Source organism: Cohnella lupini (genome assembly GCF_003386205.1).
GTDB classification, from domain to species: domain Bacteria; phylum Bacillota; class Bacilli; order Paenibacillales; family Paenibacillaceae; genus Cohnella; species Cohnella lupini.
Genome location: NZ_QRDY01000009.1, coordinates 64,257 through 80,565, shown reverse-complemented (window position 1 = coordinate 80,565; position 16,309 = coordinate 64,257). Strand labels below are relative to the sequence as shown.

At 53.9% G+C, this 16,309-nt stretch carries 16 protein-coding genes; 7 read left to right on the top strand and 9 right to left on the bottom strand.

Annotated elements, in window-relative coordinates; genetic code table 11:
- The first annotated feature begins 21 nt into the window (after positions 1-21).
- Positions 22-2,307 (top strand): helicase C-terminal domain-containing protein, encoded by a 2,286-nt coding sequence (locus DFP95_RS16270; protein ID WP_115993704.1) that lies wholly within the window; start codon positions 22-24, stop codon positions 2,305-2,307.
- 135 nt (positions 2,308-2,442) lie between these two features.
- On the opposite strand, the gene DFP95_RS16265 is transcribed toward DFP95_RS16270, so the two are convergent.
- A complete protein-coding gene (locus DFP95_RS16265; RefSeq protein WP_115993703.1) occupies positions 2,443-2,652 on the bottom strand; it encodes a hypothetical protein in 210 nt (69 codons plus the stop codon).
- A 214-nt stretch (positions 2,653-2,866) separates the two neighbouring features.
- Here DFP95_RS16265 and DFP95_RS16260 point away from each other — a divergent pair, with 214 nt between their 5' ends.
- The 3 genes from DFP95_RS16260 to DFP95_RS16250 all read left to right on the top strand — a co-directional run bounded on the left by DFP95_RS16260 (position 2,867) and on the right by DFP95_RS16250 (position 4,175).
- Positions 2,867-3,109 carry a helix-turn-helix domain-containing protein gene (locus DFP95_RS16260; RefSeq protein WP_115993702.1) on the top strand — a complete coding sequence of 81 codons (243 nt, stop codon included), beginning with the start codon at positions 2,867-2,869 and terminating at the stop codon, positions 3,107-3,109.
- A gap of 6 nt (positions 3,110-3,115) precedes the next feature.
- A complete protein-coding gene (gene def / locus DFP95_RS16255; RefSeq protein WP_115993701.1) occupies positions 3,116-3,634 on the top strand; it encodes a peptide deformylase in 519 nt (172 codons plus the stop codon).
- 190 nt (positions 3,635-3,824) lie between these two features.
- Complete coding sequence (locus DFP95_RS16250; protein ID WP_115993700.1) at positions 3,825-4,175, top strand: DUF3243 domain-containing protein; 351 nt, start codon at positions 3,825-3,827, stop codon at positions 4,173-4,175.
- Positions 4,176-4,285: 110 nt separating this feature from the next.
- Here DFP95_RS16250 and DFP95_RS28930 read toward each other — a convergent pair whose 3' ends face one another.
- The 4 genes from DFP95_RS28930 to DFP95_RS16240 all read right to left on the bottom strand — a co-directional run bounded on the left by DFP95_RS28930 (position 4,286) and on the right by DFP95_RS16240 (position 7,217).
- Positions 4,286-4,444: a hypothetical protein gene (locus DFP95_RS28930; protein WP_181907463.1), complete on the bottom strand. Its 159-nt coding sequence runs from the start codon at positions 4,442-4,444 to the stop codon at positions 4,286-4,288.
- Between the two features lie 37 nt (positions 4,445-4,481).
- Positions 4,482-4,649, bottom strand: a complete 168-nt coding sequence (locus DFP95_RS28925; RefSeq protein ID WP_181907462.1) for a hypothetical protein — start codon at positions 4,647-4,649, stop codon at positions 4,482-4,484.
- 132 nt (positions 4,650-4,781) lie between these two features.
- Positions 4,782-4,925 (bottom strand): DUF4023 family protein, encoded by a 144-nt coding sequence (locus DFP95_RS16245; RefSeq protein ID WP_115993699.1) that lies wholly within the window; start codon positions 4,923-4,925, stop codon positions 4,782-4,784.
- A 333-nt stretch (positions 4,926-5,258) separates the two neighbouring features.
- On the bottom strand, positions 5,259-7,217 hold the full coding sequence (locus tag DFP95_RS16240; RefSeq protein WP_115993698.1) for a dihydroorotate dehydrogenase: 1,959 nt from the start codon (positions 7,215-7,217) through the stop codon (positions 5,259-5,261).
- A gap of 137 nt (positions 7,218-7,354) precedes the next feature.
- Here DFP95_RS16240 and DFP95_RS16235 point away from each other — a divergent pair, with 137 nt between their 5' ends.
- Positions 7,355-8,512, top strand: coding sequence for a DUF3900 domain-containing protein (locus DFP95_RS16235; RefSeq protein WP_115993697.1), 1,158 nt, complete (start codon positions 7,355-7,357; stop codon positions 8,510-8,512).
- 147 nt (positions 8,513-8,659) lie between these two features.
- Here DFP95_RS16235 and DFP95_RS16230 read toward each other — a convergent pair whose 3' ends face one another.
- From DFP95_RS16230 to DFP95_RS16215, 4 genes are read right to left on the bottom strand one after another with little or no spacing between them, the layout of a single operon-like run.
- Positions 8,660-9,397: a PHP-associated domain-containing protein gene (locus DFP95_RS16230; RefSeq protein WP_115993696.1), complete on the bottom strand. Its 738-nt coding sequence runs from the start codon at positions 9,395-9,397 to the stop codon at positions 8,660-8,662.
- A 33-nt stretch (positions 9,398-9,430) separates the two neighbouring features.
- Positions 9,431-10,255, bottom strand: a complete 825-nt coding sequence (locus DFP95_RS16225; protein WP_245987700.1) for an energy-coupling factor transporter transmembrane component T family protein — start codon at positions 10,253-10,255, stop codon at positions 9,431-9,433.
- Positions 10,242-12,014 carry an ABC transporter ATP-binding protein gene (locus DFP95_RS16220; protein WP_115993695.1) on the bottom strand — a complete coding sequence of 591 codons (1,773 nt, stop codon included), beginning with the start codon at positions 12,012-12,014 and terminating at the stop codon, positions 10,242-10,244. The genes DFP95_RS16225 and DFP95_RS16220 overlap by 14 nt, the downstream gene beginning before the upstream one ends.
- A complete protein-coding gene (locus tag DFP95_RS16215; protein WP_220376397.1) occupies positions 12,007-12,849 on the bottom strand; it encodes a DUF8171 family membrane protein in 843 nt (280 codons plus the stop codon). Before DFP95_RS16215 ends, DFP95_RS16220 begins: the two co-directional genes overlap by 8 nt.
- A gap of 202 nt (positions 12,850-13,051) precedes the next feature.
- Here DFP95_RS16215 and DFP95_RS16210 point away from each other — a divergent pair, with 202 nt between their 5' ends.
- Together DFP95_RS16210 and DFP95_RS16205 are read left to right on the top strand one after the other, a co-directional pair.
- Positions 13,052-13,885 carry a MurR/RpiR family transcriptional regulator gene (locus DFP95_RS16210; RefSeq protein ID WP_115993694.1) on the top strand — a complete coding sequence of 278 codons (834 nt, stop codon included), beginning with the start codon at positions 13,052-13,054 and terminating at the stop codon, positions 13,883-13,885.
- A gap of 87 nt (positions 13,886-13,972) precedes the next feature.
- Entirely contained in the window at positions 13,973-16,267 is a 2,295-nt protein-coding gene (locus DFP95_RS16205; RefSeq protein WP_115993693.1) for an alpha/beta hydrolase, read from the top strand.
- The last annotated feature ends 42 nt before the right edge of the window (positions 16,268-16,309 follow it).

Below are 16,309 nucleotides of genomic sequence, written 5' to 3'. Positions count from 1 at the left end.
TCTTCTAGGAGACTCGAGCCCATGCCGAATACGGTAGCTCTGTCAGTAAGAGGCCTTGTCGAGTACGCGTTCCTGAGCGGGAGCATCGATTCGGGGTTTCGTTCGATGAGCACGCTGGCGGAGGGAACGAAAGCCCATCAGAAAATACAGAAGCAATACGGCGAACAGGACCGGAAGGAAGTTTATTTAAGCGCGGAGATTCCTCACGAGGATCTCTTGTTCGTCGTTGACGGAAGATGCGACGGGCTGTTAATCGGCGAGGATGGCGGGATCACGATCGACGAGATCAAGTCGACGGCAAGGGATGTCGGTGCCATGACGGAAGAGGAATCGTATCCGGTTCATTGGGCTCAGGCATACGTCTACGCTTATATGTATGCATTAGAGAGCGGGGCGCGGCGCTTGCGCGTTCGGTTGACCTACGTTCAAGTGGATACGGAGGAGCAGCGGCGGTTCGAGCGGGAAGTGACCATGGAGGAATTGGTGCCGTACGTAGAACGGGTCGTAGAACGGTACGCGCCTTACGCGCGAATGCTTCTGCGCAACAAAAGCGAGAGGGACGAGAGTATTGCGGGGCTGAGGTTTCCGTTCGCCGCTTATCGCGAAGGTCAGAAGAGGTTGGTAGGTTCCGTCTACAAGGCGATCGAAGAAGGGCGGAAGCTGTTCGCAAAGGCTCCGACCGGCATCGGGAAGACGATCTCGACGTTGTATCCAGCGATTAAGGCAATCGGATTAGGTAAAATTCAGCATATCTTCTACTTAACCGCGCGGACGATTACTAGAACGGCCGCGGAGGACGCATTGTCGCTAATGAATTCGCAGGGGTTGAAGCTGCGTTCGGTGACGGTGACCGCGAAGGACAAGATTTGCTTCCGGGACGAGGTGGATTGCCGGAAGGAGATGTGTCCATACGCAGACGGTTACTATGATCGGATTAATGACGCGATACTGGATTTGTTGGACAACGAAACGCTGATTCGACGGGAAGAGATCGAGAAGTATGCCCGGAAGCATATGGTATGCCCGTTCGAGATGTCCCTCGACGCGGCCTACGGAGCGGATGCCGTTATCTGCGACTACAATTATCTCTTTGATCCTCGGGTTTCCTTGAAGCGGTTGACCGGCGAGCGCAAGCACGAGACCGTTCTGTTGGTGGACGAAGCGCATAACCTGATCGACCGTGCTAGGGAGATGTACTCGGCCGAGCTGAACAAGAAGGACTTTCTTGAGCTGGAGCGCGAGTTTAAGGGAATGCGGAAAGACGTTCATGCGACGGCGAGAGCGATCAATAAGTGGTTCATAGAGGAGAGGAAGCGGGCGGAAGGCGGGGACGTTGTAAGCAAAGGTTCTCCCGGCGACCTGCTGGATATCGCTGAAGCTTTCGTTGTTCAAGCGGAGAGGGAGTTGACCGCCGGGTCTTCGAGCTTGAAGCTGCTTGAGGCGTATTTCGCGACTCTAAGCTTTATTAGGATCGGCAAGCTATACGATGCTAGCTACGTAACTTATACAGAGGTCGAGCGCAACGATGTCCGGCTGAAAATGTTTTGCATGAATCCCGCGCAGCTGTTAAAGCAGATGGGTAAAGGCTTCCGCGCGCACGTGTTCTTCTCGGCGACGCTGTCGCCGTTGAATTACTTCATGGACATGCTAGGCGCGGAAGAAGAGGATTATTCGGTCACGCTCGGTTCCCCGTTCGCGAAGGAGCAGTGGGAAGTATCGATAGCTCCTATCTCGACGAGGTATGTTGATCGCGAGGAGACGCAGGGGCGACTGGTAGATTTGCTTTGCGGGCTTGTTGCGAAAAGATCGGGCAATTACCTGTTCTTTTTTCCTTCGTATGCATATATGAACGGGGTTTACGAGGTTTTCATGGCGAATAACGATTATGCGCGCATACGGGTTCTTCTGCAAACGTCGAATATGGCGGAGGAGGAGCGGGAGAGCTTTCTCGCCGCGTTCTCCGCGGATAACACGCAGAGTTTGGTTGGATTCGCCGTTATGGGCGGTATTTTCTCCGAAGGCATCGACCTGGTAGGCGATCGGCTGACGGGAGTCGCCGTCGTCGGGGTGGGCATGCCCCAGTTGGGGCTGGAGAGAAATTTAATCAAGAGCTACTTCGATGACGAAGGTCGCAACGGCTTCGACTACGCCTATGTCTACCCGGGAATAAACAAGGTGCTGCAAGCCGGAGGCAGGCTCATCCGTTCGGAACGGGACCGCGGCGTACTAGCGCTTATCGACGATCGCTACTTACAGTCGAAGTATAATAGGTTGTTGCCGGAAGAGTGGCGGGAGCCCTATCGTTAACTGTATACAAGCGGGCAGCTTCGTCCCGTGAGGTGGTTCTGCTCTAGTCCCGCAGGAACGAAGAAAACCGCGAGCTCGCGCCGAAGCGCGAGGTTCGCGGTTTTCTCTTTAGTAAAGGGATGAGTTCGAAACCTGTTATTCCGCCGAGCTGGCGGAAGGACTTGGGCTTTCCGAGCCCGTATCCGGAACGACGACATCGACGTCGGGGGTATTATCTTCGACGACGACATCCGTGCCGTCATTATTATTGTCGTTGCAAGCCGTGGCGCCGAATAACAGCGTAACGCTCATCGTGGCGGTCAGTAGCAAAGTGATCCATTTCTTTTTGTTTGTTTTGGATTCCATTGTGGAAGTCCCCTCTCTGCGTTCGGAATATTTTTGCGTTGCTGAGAGATTAATACCCCATGTCGGCCGGAAGCTAAACATTAGAATTGTTAGAGAACCTGTTTTTCTTTCGCTTGCCGTTAAGCGTTGAGCTCATTCTTGACCTATGCTATATTAGGTATTACCTAAGTAAATTAGGCGTTACTTTATATTAAGAGGGCGAGGTGGACTTAAAGTGTTGGAATGGGCGTTACGCAAAGTGATGGCGGATAGAGGCATTTGGACGGGGGCGGAGTTGGCTCGGTTATTGAAGCGGAAAGCCGGCTACAGTTTATCGGCTCCTTCCGTGAGCGCTCTGTTGAATAGTCAACCGAAGCAGATGAAAGGCGATACGCTAGATGCCTTATGCACGGCTTTGGAGTGCGTCCCCGGCGACCTCTGGGTCTATACCGCGCCTCATCAGACGAAAGGGGCATAATCATCTATGTCCGTATTGAATATAGTGCCGTTCGGAGAATCGATATTGCGCAAAAAAGCAAAGCCGGTCGAGGAGCTAACGCCGAAGATTCTTAAACTGCTGGACGATATGGCTCAAACGCTCTACGCAACGGAGGGCAGGGCCGGTCTGGCCGCGCCTCAGGCGGGTATCCTGAGAAGGATCGTAGTCATGGATTGCGGCGACGGTTTAATCGAACTTATCAATCCGGAGATCATAGAGACCAGCGGCGAGCAAGAAGGATCCGAGGCTTGCCTGTCCTTTCCCGGTTACCACGGGTACGTCAAGCGGGCCAACCATGTGAAGATCACGACCCTAAATCGGCAAGGAGAGCGGATCGAGCTTGAAGGAGAGGGCTTCTTGGCTCGTTGCATGCTGCATGAAATCGATCATTTGAACGGAATTTTGTTCGTCGACCATGTTCAGGAGCCATGGCTTTACGACGATCAGACCCAACGCAGGATCAGTCTTCTGGAAGTCGTGAAAATGACGAATAGGGGATTGTAGGGATTTCGGCGGAGGGAAGGTACGGCCGAGTCGGTTGTTCCTATTGTCCATAAAGACGCAATATCAGGCATTCGCCGCGATACGATATTGCGTCTTTTCGACGCGTTTACTTGTATTGGCCCAGGGTTCAACTTCGGATGTCGGGGTTAAAATGATAAGGCATCAACAAATCGAGCGAGGAGGAAATCAAATGTCCGAGTACAACCATGTCGTGGATAAGGACGGGGACATCGATCCGAGCAAGGTAGACCGCGCGATCTCCAATATCGACGCGGGCGAGAGGGACCGTATTCTCAGAGATTTCGACGAGTTCAAAGGATATCTGGGCAAACGCATTAAGATGGCGGAAAGCATCGGTTTAGGCGAAGAGCAAATGGCGGTTATCGCCCAGAAGGTGGCCGATTATTTGGCTAGCCACGAGGATGCCCGCAACAGCGAAGAGAAGCTGCTTCAGGAGCTGTGGAAGGTCGGCACGGAAGAGGAGCGTCACAAGCTGGCTCATATGCTTGTGCGACTGGCTCAAACCAATCGTAAACATTAAGTCGGCGCGAGGACGTTGATCGCGCGTATGCGCTACTCTGAGCGTTCTATCTCCATAACAGAAGAGACAGCCTTAGCTGGCTGTCTCTTTCTCCATGTGAGTATATAAATTTATTGTTGAGGTTTAATGCGTACGACTCCGATATCGACTGCGTTAATGGAAATGGCGTTACCGCCTTGATTAATGGATGCATGCGCTTTTTGGCCGACATTGACGTGCGTCTGGCCGTTTTTCCATTTCTTGATGTTCTCCGAAGATTTGCGTGCCATCGTTTACCACCTCCTTCCATGAGAAGTAGGTCGGCCGTTAACGGCGGCGGCCTTTGCTTTCCTTCAGGATTTTAACGTTGAGGGCATTGCTCGCTAATGCGTTGCCGGCATCGGCGTGGGCGTTGGCAAGCTGGTAAATGTGAATGACGAGATATTGGTTTTTGCCGATGCGATGGCGGTACGACTTCACTCGGGTACGAGTCACGATGGAACCCCCTTGTCCAGTATTCCTTCACATCGTATGAACGTTTTCAAGCAGTCGTCACGGCAAATGCGCTTTATCGCGAATGAATCCGCAAAAGACACGAAGCCCCTTCGAATGAAGGGGCTTCGTGTTTTATTTGTTCGTGCTATGCTGCTTGCCGGGGAGCTTCTGTCCGGCGTTCTCGCCGGAGTCTCCGCGCCCTTGGCGTCGTTTGTTTTGCTTATCCTTCTTCTGGGTCTCATGCAATTTCTCCACGAATTGATGCGTATCGTCCATTGTAAAGCAGGCCCTCCTCAAGTTGGGTTCACCTACATACTATTCCCAATCGGACGTGTTAGGCATGCATCGGAGGTTTATTTGAAATCGATGAAGCTTGCAGGTTCATTTAGTTTGCCTAGTTTGCCAAACTCGCACGCCGAAGCGATGCGTTAGGCTTAGAGTATGAAGGAAGAGGTGGCTTTTTGCGGCCAGCTTCCGGTGGCGCGGGCAAGAGTCGGAACCATAAGCGCATGGGAGCGCGGATTGTCAATGGGGACCAATGTGCACGACGAAGACTCGTTCCGGATTTTGCATGGGGGAGATACACGAAATATTCGAGTAACGGCGCCGTTACGGGAGGTTAGTCATTTTTCTTGTCGTCCAACGACCGTTGCGCATCAAATAAGGATAGAGCAGGATTAATCCGGCAACGTATAGCGCGACGGCGATATAAGCAGGCAGCAGATGCACGAAGTCGGTGTAGGAGATATCGTAATGGACGCTTAAGCCTGCAATAAAAGCCGGCGATCCGCCCGCGAGCAGCGTCCACCAAAGCCAACGCTCCCCTTGCTGAAGTCCCCATAACGAGAGAACGAGTAGCATGACCGCATTGGAGAAGAGGGCGCCGCCGAAGCCGGCCCGGTCGTGGGCGATAAGCGGAATTAGCTTGGGATTGGCTTGCTCAAGCTGCTCCCTGCTCATTTCCATGAAGGTTAAATCCTGAGGGACGAATACATGGGTGACGCCTACGCCGGCGATCACGATCCCGCCTACGCTCAAGGCGATGCCCAATGCGACGAAGCAGAGCTGGCCCCACATGGCTAAACGCCATGTCTTGCTATTGATTAAGTTGACCGGTTTGCGGAATGGTTGATCGGGATTCCGGCGCATCGCGAGTAGAAACATAGGGAAAAGAACGGCGGCCGCGGCGGCATGGATGGGATCGAAAAACCCGTAGCCCAAGTACAGGAAGAAACTCGGGAAACCGACGACTCCCGAGACCATGAGTGCGGTCCTCGCCCAATGAAGGCCATGCCGCAGGCCGTTCTTCGCTAATTGATAATATAGAATGCCGATCGATATCATCGTTCCCGCTAACGTGATTCGGTCATGGGACATGAAATGAAGCAGATGATCGTTGATTTGCTGCAACTCCGCGCGGGTCATGCCCAGGAATTCCTCGTCGTAAGGAAGAACGACGGAAGAGGCCGCGATCAGCCATGCAATCATGCCGCCGACGATCATGCTGAGGCCGAGCAAGCACATCCATCCCCAATGCTTCCAGAAGGAGGGCGACTCTGGTAGCGGGTCGGACTTTATTTTATCGTAGATAATCGCTTCGTTAACTCGTTTGGGGAAACCGGGGCCGGAGAAAACGAGGCCGCTGTTAAGCAGAACGTTATCCGCTCCCGCTCGGAACATATCGAGAGCGTCTTGAGGCTCGTGGATGGCTGCGCTTGCGATGATGGCGGTATCGCCGCTTACTGCGCTTCTCAAGCTTTGGATTCGAGATATAGCAAGCTCTTTGCTTCTTGCGCTTAGCTCAATTCCTCGGCCAATCTCAAGGGAATGGCCGAGGACATAGCCGGACCATATCGCGGGATCGGATCGGTTGATCGTTTGACTAAGCAAAGCTTCGGGATATTCCAAAGGGATGTGCAGGAACAGAGGTTTCGTGGTTATGGAGGGAACGGACTCCCGAATCATCGAATTTACTCGGTCCATAAAGTCGAAATTAGCTTGACTATCTCCGGCGACCGTTAAAAAGTCCAAGTAAAACCCCGCGACCGACGGACCGGATAATGCTTGTATCAAGGATTTAAGTTCGTCGACGGCTTGCTCCGGTGAGCTCCCCGGCATCGGTGCGATACGGACGAATTGGGGCAAGGAATGATCGGGGCGTTCTATTCGAGCCAGGGTCTTGGCTAAACCCTCGTTCTCGTGCGCACATGGGTAGATGATCGTCTCCCGTCGCCGATCATGGAGGACGGGCTCCGAACAGTCAATCGGATGCAAGGTGACAGGGCCGACCTCGATAAAGCCGAATCCGAATTGCGATAGGGCTTTGAGCGCAATGCCCTGTGGATCAACGATGCCCGACAATCCGACGGGAGTAGGAATCGGGATGCCGGCGATTCGACCTTGCAGCATGGGCGAAGGCTCCATATGTCCTAACGTCTTTATCAGCAGGGTACCGCCCGGAAGACGGCTTATCCTTCTCATGGCATGTAACGTTGCGCCACGGGCGACTCTGGACGGCAGACGGAACAATAAAGGACGAAAAATGGTTTGATAAGACCAATCCGGCACGCGCTCAACTCCCTGGAACTATTTTCAGAAAGAGTATATCACAGGATGGTAGCGATAATATTGGGTTGTTGAGTGGGAACGAACCTGATAAGATTCGTTTAGGTTTAGAATTCATCCGAGCAAGCGGGGAGTCAGACATGAAATTCGCCGTACAATATTTATCGTTCTTCGTTATCCAGAGTGAGGGGTCCGATCCGGACGGCCCTAAGAAATACAAGCACTATCAGACTTTAACGCACGAGGAATACCAAGATAGCGAGCTTAAGCTATTCCTGGACGGGGAGTTCAAGCGAATCGCCAAGAGGAAAGCGGACGTGAATCCGGCTTCGGAACAGGTGCCGACCAAGATCGGCCGTTTTCTCGTCGAGCCGGGGCACGATCTGACTAGCAATCCCAACTATAATTTGTTCCAGCGCCTCAGAACGGCGTCGGACAAGGCGGAATTCCACAATTGCGGGGATGATTTGCTTCGAATCTACATGGACACGCAATCCGTGAGGGGCGGCGCGTTCGTGCTGGCTACGGCTAAGCTTAACGAGCTGTACGACGATCCTTTCCTTTTCCTGTTCAAGTGCGACTTCGAATCGAAGATCGCGCGGGTATCCGACGAGAAAAGCTTGATCTCCCAAGTAGAGATGGCGATCAACGCGAAGAACATCAAATCGATCCAATATCCGCACATGCCGGAAGAAGGAATGCTCGAGGAGTGGGAGCTGAAGATTCATCAAGCTTCGCATGCCAGATATTTCGAGGATTTCTTGAAGTACGTCAGCTACGAGAAGTCCAAGCCGGAGATCGTCGCCGACCAAGTGATGGAGCTTGTCCACAATTACATGGAGACGAAGTGGCAAGGCGCGGATATCCCGTATTACGATGCGGTGGCGGATTTGGCGGCTGAAGTTCCGGAGACGGAAGAAACGGTTGCGATGCGGCAGGAGAAGCAACAGTTCGATATTTGGGCTGCCGGAGAGAAGCGCGAGCTTCAGGAGAAGTGGACCCATGAGCACGTCGTGGAAGCGACCAAGCAGATCGTGGAAATTCAACCCGATCTGGAGCTGAAGTTTCGATTGGACGATGTGATGATCAAGGGCCATATGGACGACTACGGGAACAATATCCACATCGCCCGCATGAACGGAAGGTACGTGGTTCTGATCGAAGGGGATTCCTTTCAATTCGATAAGGGCGTATCTCCGATCGAGCTGCTCCATCCGGAGGAGATGGACGAGGTGCTGCGCAGAGTCGGCAACGGGATTCGCCGAACGCCTCCCGGCGAGGCGCCGGCATTGGATTAACGGTTACGGTTAAGGGAAAAGGCTGTCGCTCGGTCGGTCATTATCGACCCGGGTGACAGCCTTTTTTCTGGTTGCGGCGAGCTGTAGCCATACATTTTATGCTTAGAGTTCCGACTGACGGGCCGGATCGAGCTGCGGGTATTTGGTCTAGGCCCGGCCCATCAGCTTGATCGTTCTCTTGATCATTTTGGCGGCGGATATCTTTAAGCCGATGATCGGGGAAACTTCGATCGCGTAATCGCCCGCTAGAATGCAGCTCCGGATATCGTCGATCGTCCGGCAGTCCCGATGGAACTTGTTCCGCACGGAGCCGAATTGGATCGGATGGTGGGAGTCGCTTCCGGCGACGATCGGCTTGCCCAGCTTCCGCGCGAACTCTTCGAGCTGAGCGCGGCTGCGCGTTTCCCGACCGTTCAGGTCGAGAAATTCTAAGCGGTTCAGCAAAGATTCGTCGAGGTGGGTAAGGGGCGTAGAGCGCCGGGTCGGGTGCGCGCCGATCTTAATCACGTTATATTGGTCCGCGAAGTCGAATAGTTCCTTGGCGTGCGGGAAGTTGCCTTTATCTTTATTGTGCGCGAATTTCTGCTGAATCGAACGAATCTCGGTACGCTCCCCGATCAACAGGATGTGTCCCGTCTCCCGGATATCCATCTCGATTCCGCAAAATACCCGAAAGCCGTCCACGTCGTAATAATGGTCCCGGTAAGGCAGCTCGCGATCCAAAGTATCGTAGATTTCGTGGAAATTGCGGGTGTTGAAATGCTCGGTCAAAGCGGTCGCTTGCAGTCCGGCCCGGCGAGCAGCGCCGATCATCCGATAGAAATAGCTTAGGGAGAAATCCCTCTTCTTGCTCAGTTTCGTATGAGTGTGAAAATCGATGTACATATATCGTCTTCCTTTCCGATATTCCGATTGGTCTTATAAAGCGAGTTGATGGCCAGCCCACACGGCCGCGGCGACGTACAGAATCGAGAGACCGCAGAAAATGCCGTCGATCGGGCGAATCGACATCCTGGACAGCTTAAGCCTGCGGGCGTCTCCGCTGACTAACGTATAGGTAAACCCGCGCATCTCGAGCGCCTCGACGGTCGTACGAACCCGCTTGGCGGTATTGAGCAGCGTAGGGTAGAAGGCCAGCACGCAAATTTTGCAGAAATAATAGCCGATACGCCAGGACAAGATTCCTTTGCGGGCCGGCGGACATCCCCGCATCCGATAGGAAGCGAATACGTCCTGGTACTGCTCGACGAGAATCGGAATCATCCGATAGCCGTAGGAAATGCCGAAGCTGAAGGGCGCTGGCAGCCTTAAAGCTAGCAACGCGTCGCTCAGCTTCTCCGGATCGATGCTCGTAAATACCGCCACGCTGGCGAGCCCCATAATGAGGAGCTTCAACGTCAACGTAATCAGCGCCAAGAACGCATCCCCGCTACCGCCGAGAAACAAGGCCAATACCCCGATATACACCAAGTTCATGAAGGTGCTGACCCCCATGAGGAAGAGGATCAGGCCGCTGACCCTCGAGGTTAGCGCAAGCGTAAGAGAGACGGCGAACAGAGCGACAAGCACCGTCCGATCGTAGAAAAACCAAGGGCTTACGGTGAAGAATACATACCATATCAGCAGAACGCGCGGGTCGAGCCGGCTAAGGAAAGTATCCTTGTTCCCGTAAGCGGTCCGCCATAACGTCATCTTCAATTGTTCTAAGGAAAAGCGGGACATCCATCTTTCAATAAGAGACAACTTGGTTCACCTCGGCAATCTCCGTCCGATTCGATCGGGCTTGTTCGAGAAAACGTTCAGGACTAAGGGCGGCCTGTTTCCAGCCTAAACCTAGCGAAAGCTCGACGACCTGCGGTGCCATTAACCCCCACGAACTCCAACCGGCTTCATTCGAAAACAGCTCCGATGGGCTCACGTCCGCGACGAGCTTACCGTGGTGCATGACGAGGACGCGATTCGCCCATTCCGCGACGAGCTGCATATCGTGAGTAGCAACTACGACGGCTTCGATCGTGTCGCCGATCTTCTCGAGCATGCCTATCGTTTCCTTGCGGCTAACGACATCGAGGCTTGCGGTCGGTTCATCCAGGAGTAGCAGCTTGGGGCGCATGGAGAGGCCGATGGCCAGAGACGCCCTTCGTTGCTGTCCCCCGCTGAGCAGTCTTCCGTCCCTGTCTTTCAACTCGTTCAAGTGGAGCCGGCTCATCAATTGCTCGGTCAATTTCTCCGCGATATCCGTTCTCCGGGCTTTCTGGAAGTAGGCGATGTCGTCCCGGATGTTGTCGCAGATGAACATGTTCTCCGGCTTCTGATAGACATAGGAAACCTGTCCGGCCGTTTGCTCCGGCGACATCTTCCTCAGCGGCTTGCCGGCAAGGGAAAGCTCGCCTTGCTGCGGTTTCACGAGTCCGGTCATCATGCGCAGGAGAGTCGTCTTCCCTGCTCCATTGCCGCCGACGATCGCTACTCGGTCGCCGGCACGAATGGAAAGGCTTAGCTTGTCGAATACGCAATGGCCCTTCTTATCCAGAGTGGGGTACACGTAGCCTACGTTGTCGTAACGCATAAGAACCTCGCCTTCGGAGGCGGGAGATGCGGGCATCTCGGCGTTGTTCGTAGGAGCCCGAACCCCAACATTCCTAAGATAAGTTATGCCTTCCTCCAAGGTAATCGGATAGCGCTCTTCCAGCCTCCCGACATCCAGGGAATGAGCGATTTGCGTCACTTGCGGAGGGTAAATCTGATGCGCCTGCAACTCCTCCACGTTAGATAAAGCTTCGGCTACCGGCTTGTGCCATACGGTCTTGCCTCCGGATAGGAGAACGACGTCCCTGCAATACTTGGCCACCCATTCCGTATGATGCTCGATGACGATGATCGTCTTGCCTTCGCGTTCGTTCAACTGCTTCAGCAAGGCGTAGATGCTCTCGGCGTGAAAAGGGTCGAGCTCCGCGGCCGGTTCGTCGACGATAATGATGTCGGGTTCCAAGGAGAGAGCGGCGGCAATCGCCGTAATATGCTTCTGTCCGCCGCTAAGCTGCCAGATGAACCGATCCTTCAGATGGAAGATGCCGAGCCGCTCCAATATTCGCGTCGCTCTCTCCTCGTAATCCGCATGGCCGAAGTTCATCGGGGCGAAGATCGTTTCCTCCCAGACGGTCGGGCGGACGAGCTGATTCTCGAAATCCTGGCATACGTATCCGATGCGATAAGCCAGTTGCGAGACGGACGACGATTGCGTCTCGACTCCGGCCACCTTCACGCTGCCCTCCAAATCCCCCGAATAATAATGGGGGATGAGTCCTGTCAGCGCTTTGCATAGCGAGGATTTGCCGCTACCGTTACTTCCGATCACGGCGGTGAATCCTCCCCGCTCCACTCGAAAATCCATCCCGTCGAGGGAGGCGCGATCCGCCCCCGGATAACGGAAGGTCGCGCCAAGAATTTCGACGGCGGCTTGCGGGTTGACGCTACCGGGGCTCAAGCGAATGTCAGACATGACGGGAAATGCTCGTCCCGCCCGTCGGTTTATTCCGGCGGGAAAGCAGAATGACGATAAGAGCGACGACTGCCGCAATGCCGATTCCGATCCAGATGAAGCTTTGGCCGAATTGATCCACGAAGTCGGGAGCCCATTCGCCCGTGCCGTCCATAACCTCGCTCATATAAGCGAACACCGCCGCAAAGGCGAGAACGATGACCGCGACTAACGCCAGTCTGCCTACCGCTCCGCCGATAGTAACGTCGCGCGGTTCCCGAGGGCGGATGCCCATGAGGGGTTCGATCTTGCCGTACATCCGAGGTACCATGTAGATGGCGGGAATGATGCCGAATAGAATTCCCGCGACCAACCACTCCACGCCGTTCTCGATTAATTCAAGGATGACGATGCTTTCCGGCAAGCCTTCGACCGCTTCCAAATCCGCAACTCCGAAGCCCACCTTCATGACGTCCAGCGCGCCGCTCATGAATTGGTCAAGACCGATGCCGATCATCCCGGCGATCGCGATCATTTTGCGATTAGAAGGATTTTTCACGAGAAGACCCGCAATCCATAATCCGATGAACAAGACAAGGAAGCCGTCGATCTCCCCGATTCCGCCGAAGTCGCCCATCAGCAAGTCTCCGAATACCAATTCTCCGAACGATGCTCCGAGCGCGGCGTAAAGGGGGTTGAACAGCATGACCAGAATGAGGCCGACGAAACCGAAATAAGGAATTCCGATCTCCACGGGTCCGATGGATACATCGGGGATGAGCTCCGTAACCAAATCCGATAAACCGAATACCGCCATAGACAGAACGAACACCATAATATTGTGGGTTTGCTTCAAGACGATTGCCTCCTTTGTTTTTGGCACTCCTGATCTTAGTTATAAAGGTCGATTGTTAGGGGAGGATTAGAGCAAAATATAGATTTGTAAAAAATATTACATAAAATTAGTTTATGTAATTAAACTTACATAGTAACTTGTGCGACGAAAACCAGCGGTGTTATGATTGGTAAAATGCTGGCGGGGAAACGGAGAGACTAGGATGAGAGAATGGCTGAATCGGAAAAACAACTTCACTCCGAGCGATCGGATCATCGCGGATTTCATCGTCAAGAACGAGGATAAGCTCGTATTTCTGACGGAGAGCGAGATCGGGGAGCTTCTGCAGGTGAGCGTGGCCACGGTATCGCGGTTCTGGAGGAAAATCGGCTATAAAAATTTCAAGAGCTACAAGATAGAGCTGGCGGGAAATCTGGAGGTTACTCCGGCGGATAAAATGAAAAACATTATAACGGAGGTCGGAGTACAGGATATCGCGGGAATGATGCTGTCCCGGGAGATCGATTACATGCAGCAAACCTTCCAGCGACTGGACCGCAACCATTTCGACAAAGCGGTTCGACTCATCGAAGGAGCGCCTCGCGTTCATATCCATGGAGCGGGGCCGTCGGCCAGCTTGTCCGAGCTATTGAGGTTTAGGCTAAACCGATACGGAAAGCAAGCTGTCGTATTGCCTAGAAGCGGCTCGGAGCTGTTCGAGAATCTGGTTAACGTTCGTACGGGGGAACTATTTGTTGTATTCGGATTTTTTCGGTCGTCGCCGGAGATCGAGGTCATTCAACAGTTTGCCAAGGAGCGAGGCTGCCCGATTATTCTGTTCACGGACCTCACCGTTTCGGAGATGATAGACGCTTCAAGCTGCGTGCTCTATGCCTGCAGGGGAGAAACGAAGCAATTTCATTCGATCGTCGCGCCTGCGGCCTTGGTCGACGCCTTGTTCGTCGCCCTTACGACGAAGAACGAGCCGGACTCCGTCGCGCGGCTTAACGAGCTGTACGAGATGCGGAAACAATACAGGCATCTATTGATTAAATGATTTGCTAGACTTTGGAGTACGTAGACGGCCTCGATTGGGTTTATAATCAAGGTAGAGAGAAAGTCAGAAACTACCGAGGCGAAATTCATGAATCTCGAATATATCGAATTGAGCAAGGGGAAGAGAATCGGATCATGGCTGAGACGCCGGTTATCCGATACTTATGGTCTGGATACGACGTTATGGAGAACCGTCACGTTAACCATGTGGCTGCTGACTTGCGCGGCGGTCGGCGTTGCGGCGTTAGGGATGCCCACGGGCTTCGGCACTCTATTCGACGTCGTGACGGGCGTCGCGCTTAACACGATCGCGATGGCTTTATCCTCTGCCGTGCTGGCGGCGGCGCTCGCGATCAGCGGAGCGAGAATTCCCCGGTTTACGACGGGGGGCTTCGTCTATATGGGCGTCGTCGTCTATTTTATTTTGTACTTCTCCGAGTTTGGATGGAAAGGCGCGATCGTGTTTTCTGCGATCTTCGCTTTGTTTGCCGTGGGACTAGGTATGCTTGTCGGCTTGCTGGCGCGTCTGCGCGGAAATCGGAGGAAGCTATCGCTCCTAGCGGTTTTCGCGATTGCATTAATCGTTATCTATGCAGCCGCCGGATTTCCGCGGCTGCTTCCTTCCTTGTCCGGCAGCGTGTACGATGCGGACGCGGATGTCTCCGATAAAGGGGAAGTTAGCTCGCTGGCTTCAAAGCTGGCCGATCCGGCCGTCCCCGGGGCTTACGGGTATACGACATTCACCTATGGCAGCGGGGAGGACAAGCATCGCTCCGAATTCGGAGCGCAAACGGGCGAGCTCTCATCGCCCGTCGATGCGACCGCTTATCTGCAGAACTGGTCTTGGCTGCGGGAACGATTCTGGGACTTCGATGAGAAGCGCCTTCCGCTGAACGGCAGGGTATGGATGCCGGATGGCGCGGGACCCTTCCCTCTCGTGCTCATGGTGCACGGCAACCACCTGATGGAGAAGTTTTCGGATGAGGGCTATGGATATTTGGGCGAGCTGTTGGCGAGCAGAGGCATGATCGCGGTGTCGGTCGACGAGAATTTCCTGAACTATTCCGTATGGTCCGGCATTCCCAAACGGGATATGGAGCTGCGCGCATGGCTGTTATTGAAGCATGTCCAGCAGATTCAATCTTTCAATCAACTGCCCGGTTCGGCATTTTACGAACGGGTCGACTTCGACAAGGTCGCATTGCTGGGGCATTCCCGCGGAGGACAAGCGGCGGCGATGGCCGCGGATAGAAGCCTCTGGTTTCCCGAGGATTCCGCGTTGCCCGAAGCTTCAAGCTACGCGATAAAAGCGGTCATTGCGCTTGCGCCGACCGATACGGTCGTAGACGGTAAATCCACCAAGCTTCGTGACGTGTCCTATTTGACGCTGCAAGGAGCGAAGGACGCGGACTTGGTCAATTTCTACGGCGACAGGCAATACGGGCGAGTCTCGTTCTCGCCGAATTCGGAGGCCTTCAAATCCTCGCTCTATATAGAGGATGCCAATCACAGTCAATTTAATACGGAGTGGGGCAGTTCTGATAATGCCTTGCCGACCGGTTTGTTCATTCGTCCGGAGCATTTGCTCAAGCCGGAGCAACAGAGACAAGTGGCGAAAGCGTACGTGTCGGCTTTTCTGGAAACGGTGATGCACGACAAGGAAGAATACGACCGGTTTTTCCGCGATTATCGGTTAGGATTAGGATTTCTCCCCGCTACCCGGTACTTCAATCAGTATGAAGGCGGCGGTTTCCGGCAAATCGCCGATTTCGCGGGCGCGAATCGCACGGTACCGACTTCCGGGGTCACTGCGGAAGCCTCGGAAATGACGGGATGGCAGCATAAAGACGCTTTGAACCGGCAAGGAAACGGCAAGGGAGATCAAGGCGTAGAGTTGGAATGGAAAGACCGGGGTTCTTATACAATAAATCTGACTCCCGAAGCCGTAAGCGACATTCGGCAAGACGATATTCTGATGTTCTCCCTAGCCAACATGGTCAGAGACATGGAAGACGACGAGGAATTCGAGGAAGCCGGCGAGCTCGAGGCATGGGAGCGGATGGCCGACTCCGATATGCGGATCGATGTTGAACTGGAGGACCGTTCGGGAAGAACGTCAAGGATGCCGTTAAGTCGTTTCATGGCGACGGAGCCGCAGGTCGAAACTCGATTTACCTGGCTCCCGGGTATGGAATCGGTGTTATCCAAAGGGAAGTTCGAGGATGCGGAGGAACCCGTCTATCAGACGTATGAGCTTCCGTTGAAGGATTTCGCGGAGGAGAACCCCGAATTCGATCCGTCCGAATGGTCCCGGATCACGTTTCATTTCATCGAAGGACCGGGCCGGGTAATGCTGGACGACCTAGGGTTGATGCCTAATTGAATATCGGCGCTCGGAGGTTAGCGGCAGGATTGGCTTGCTCTC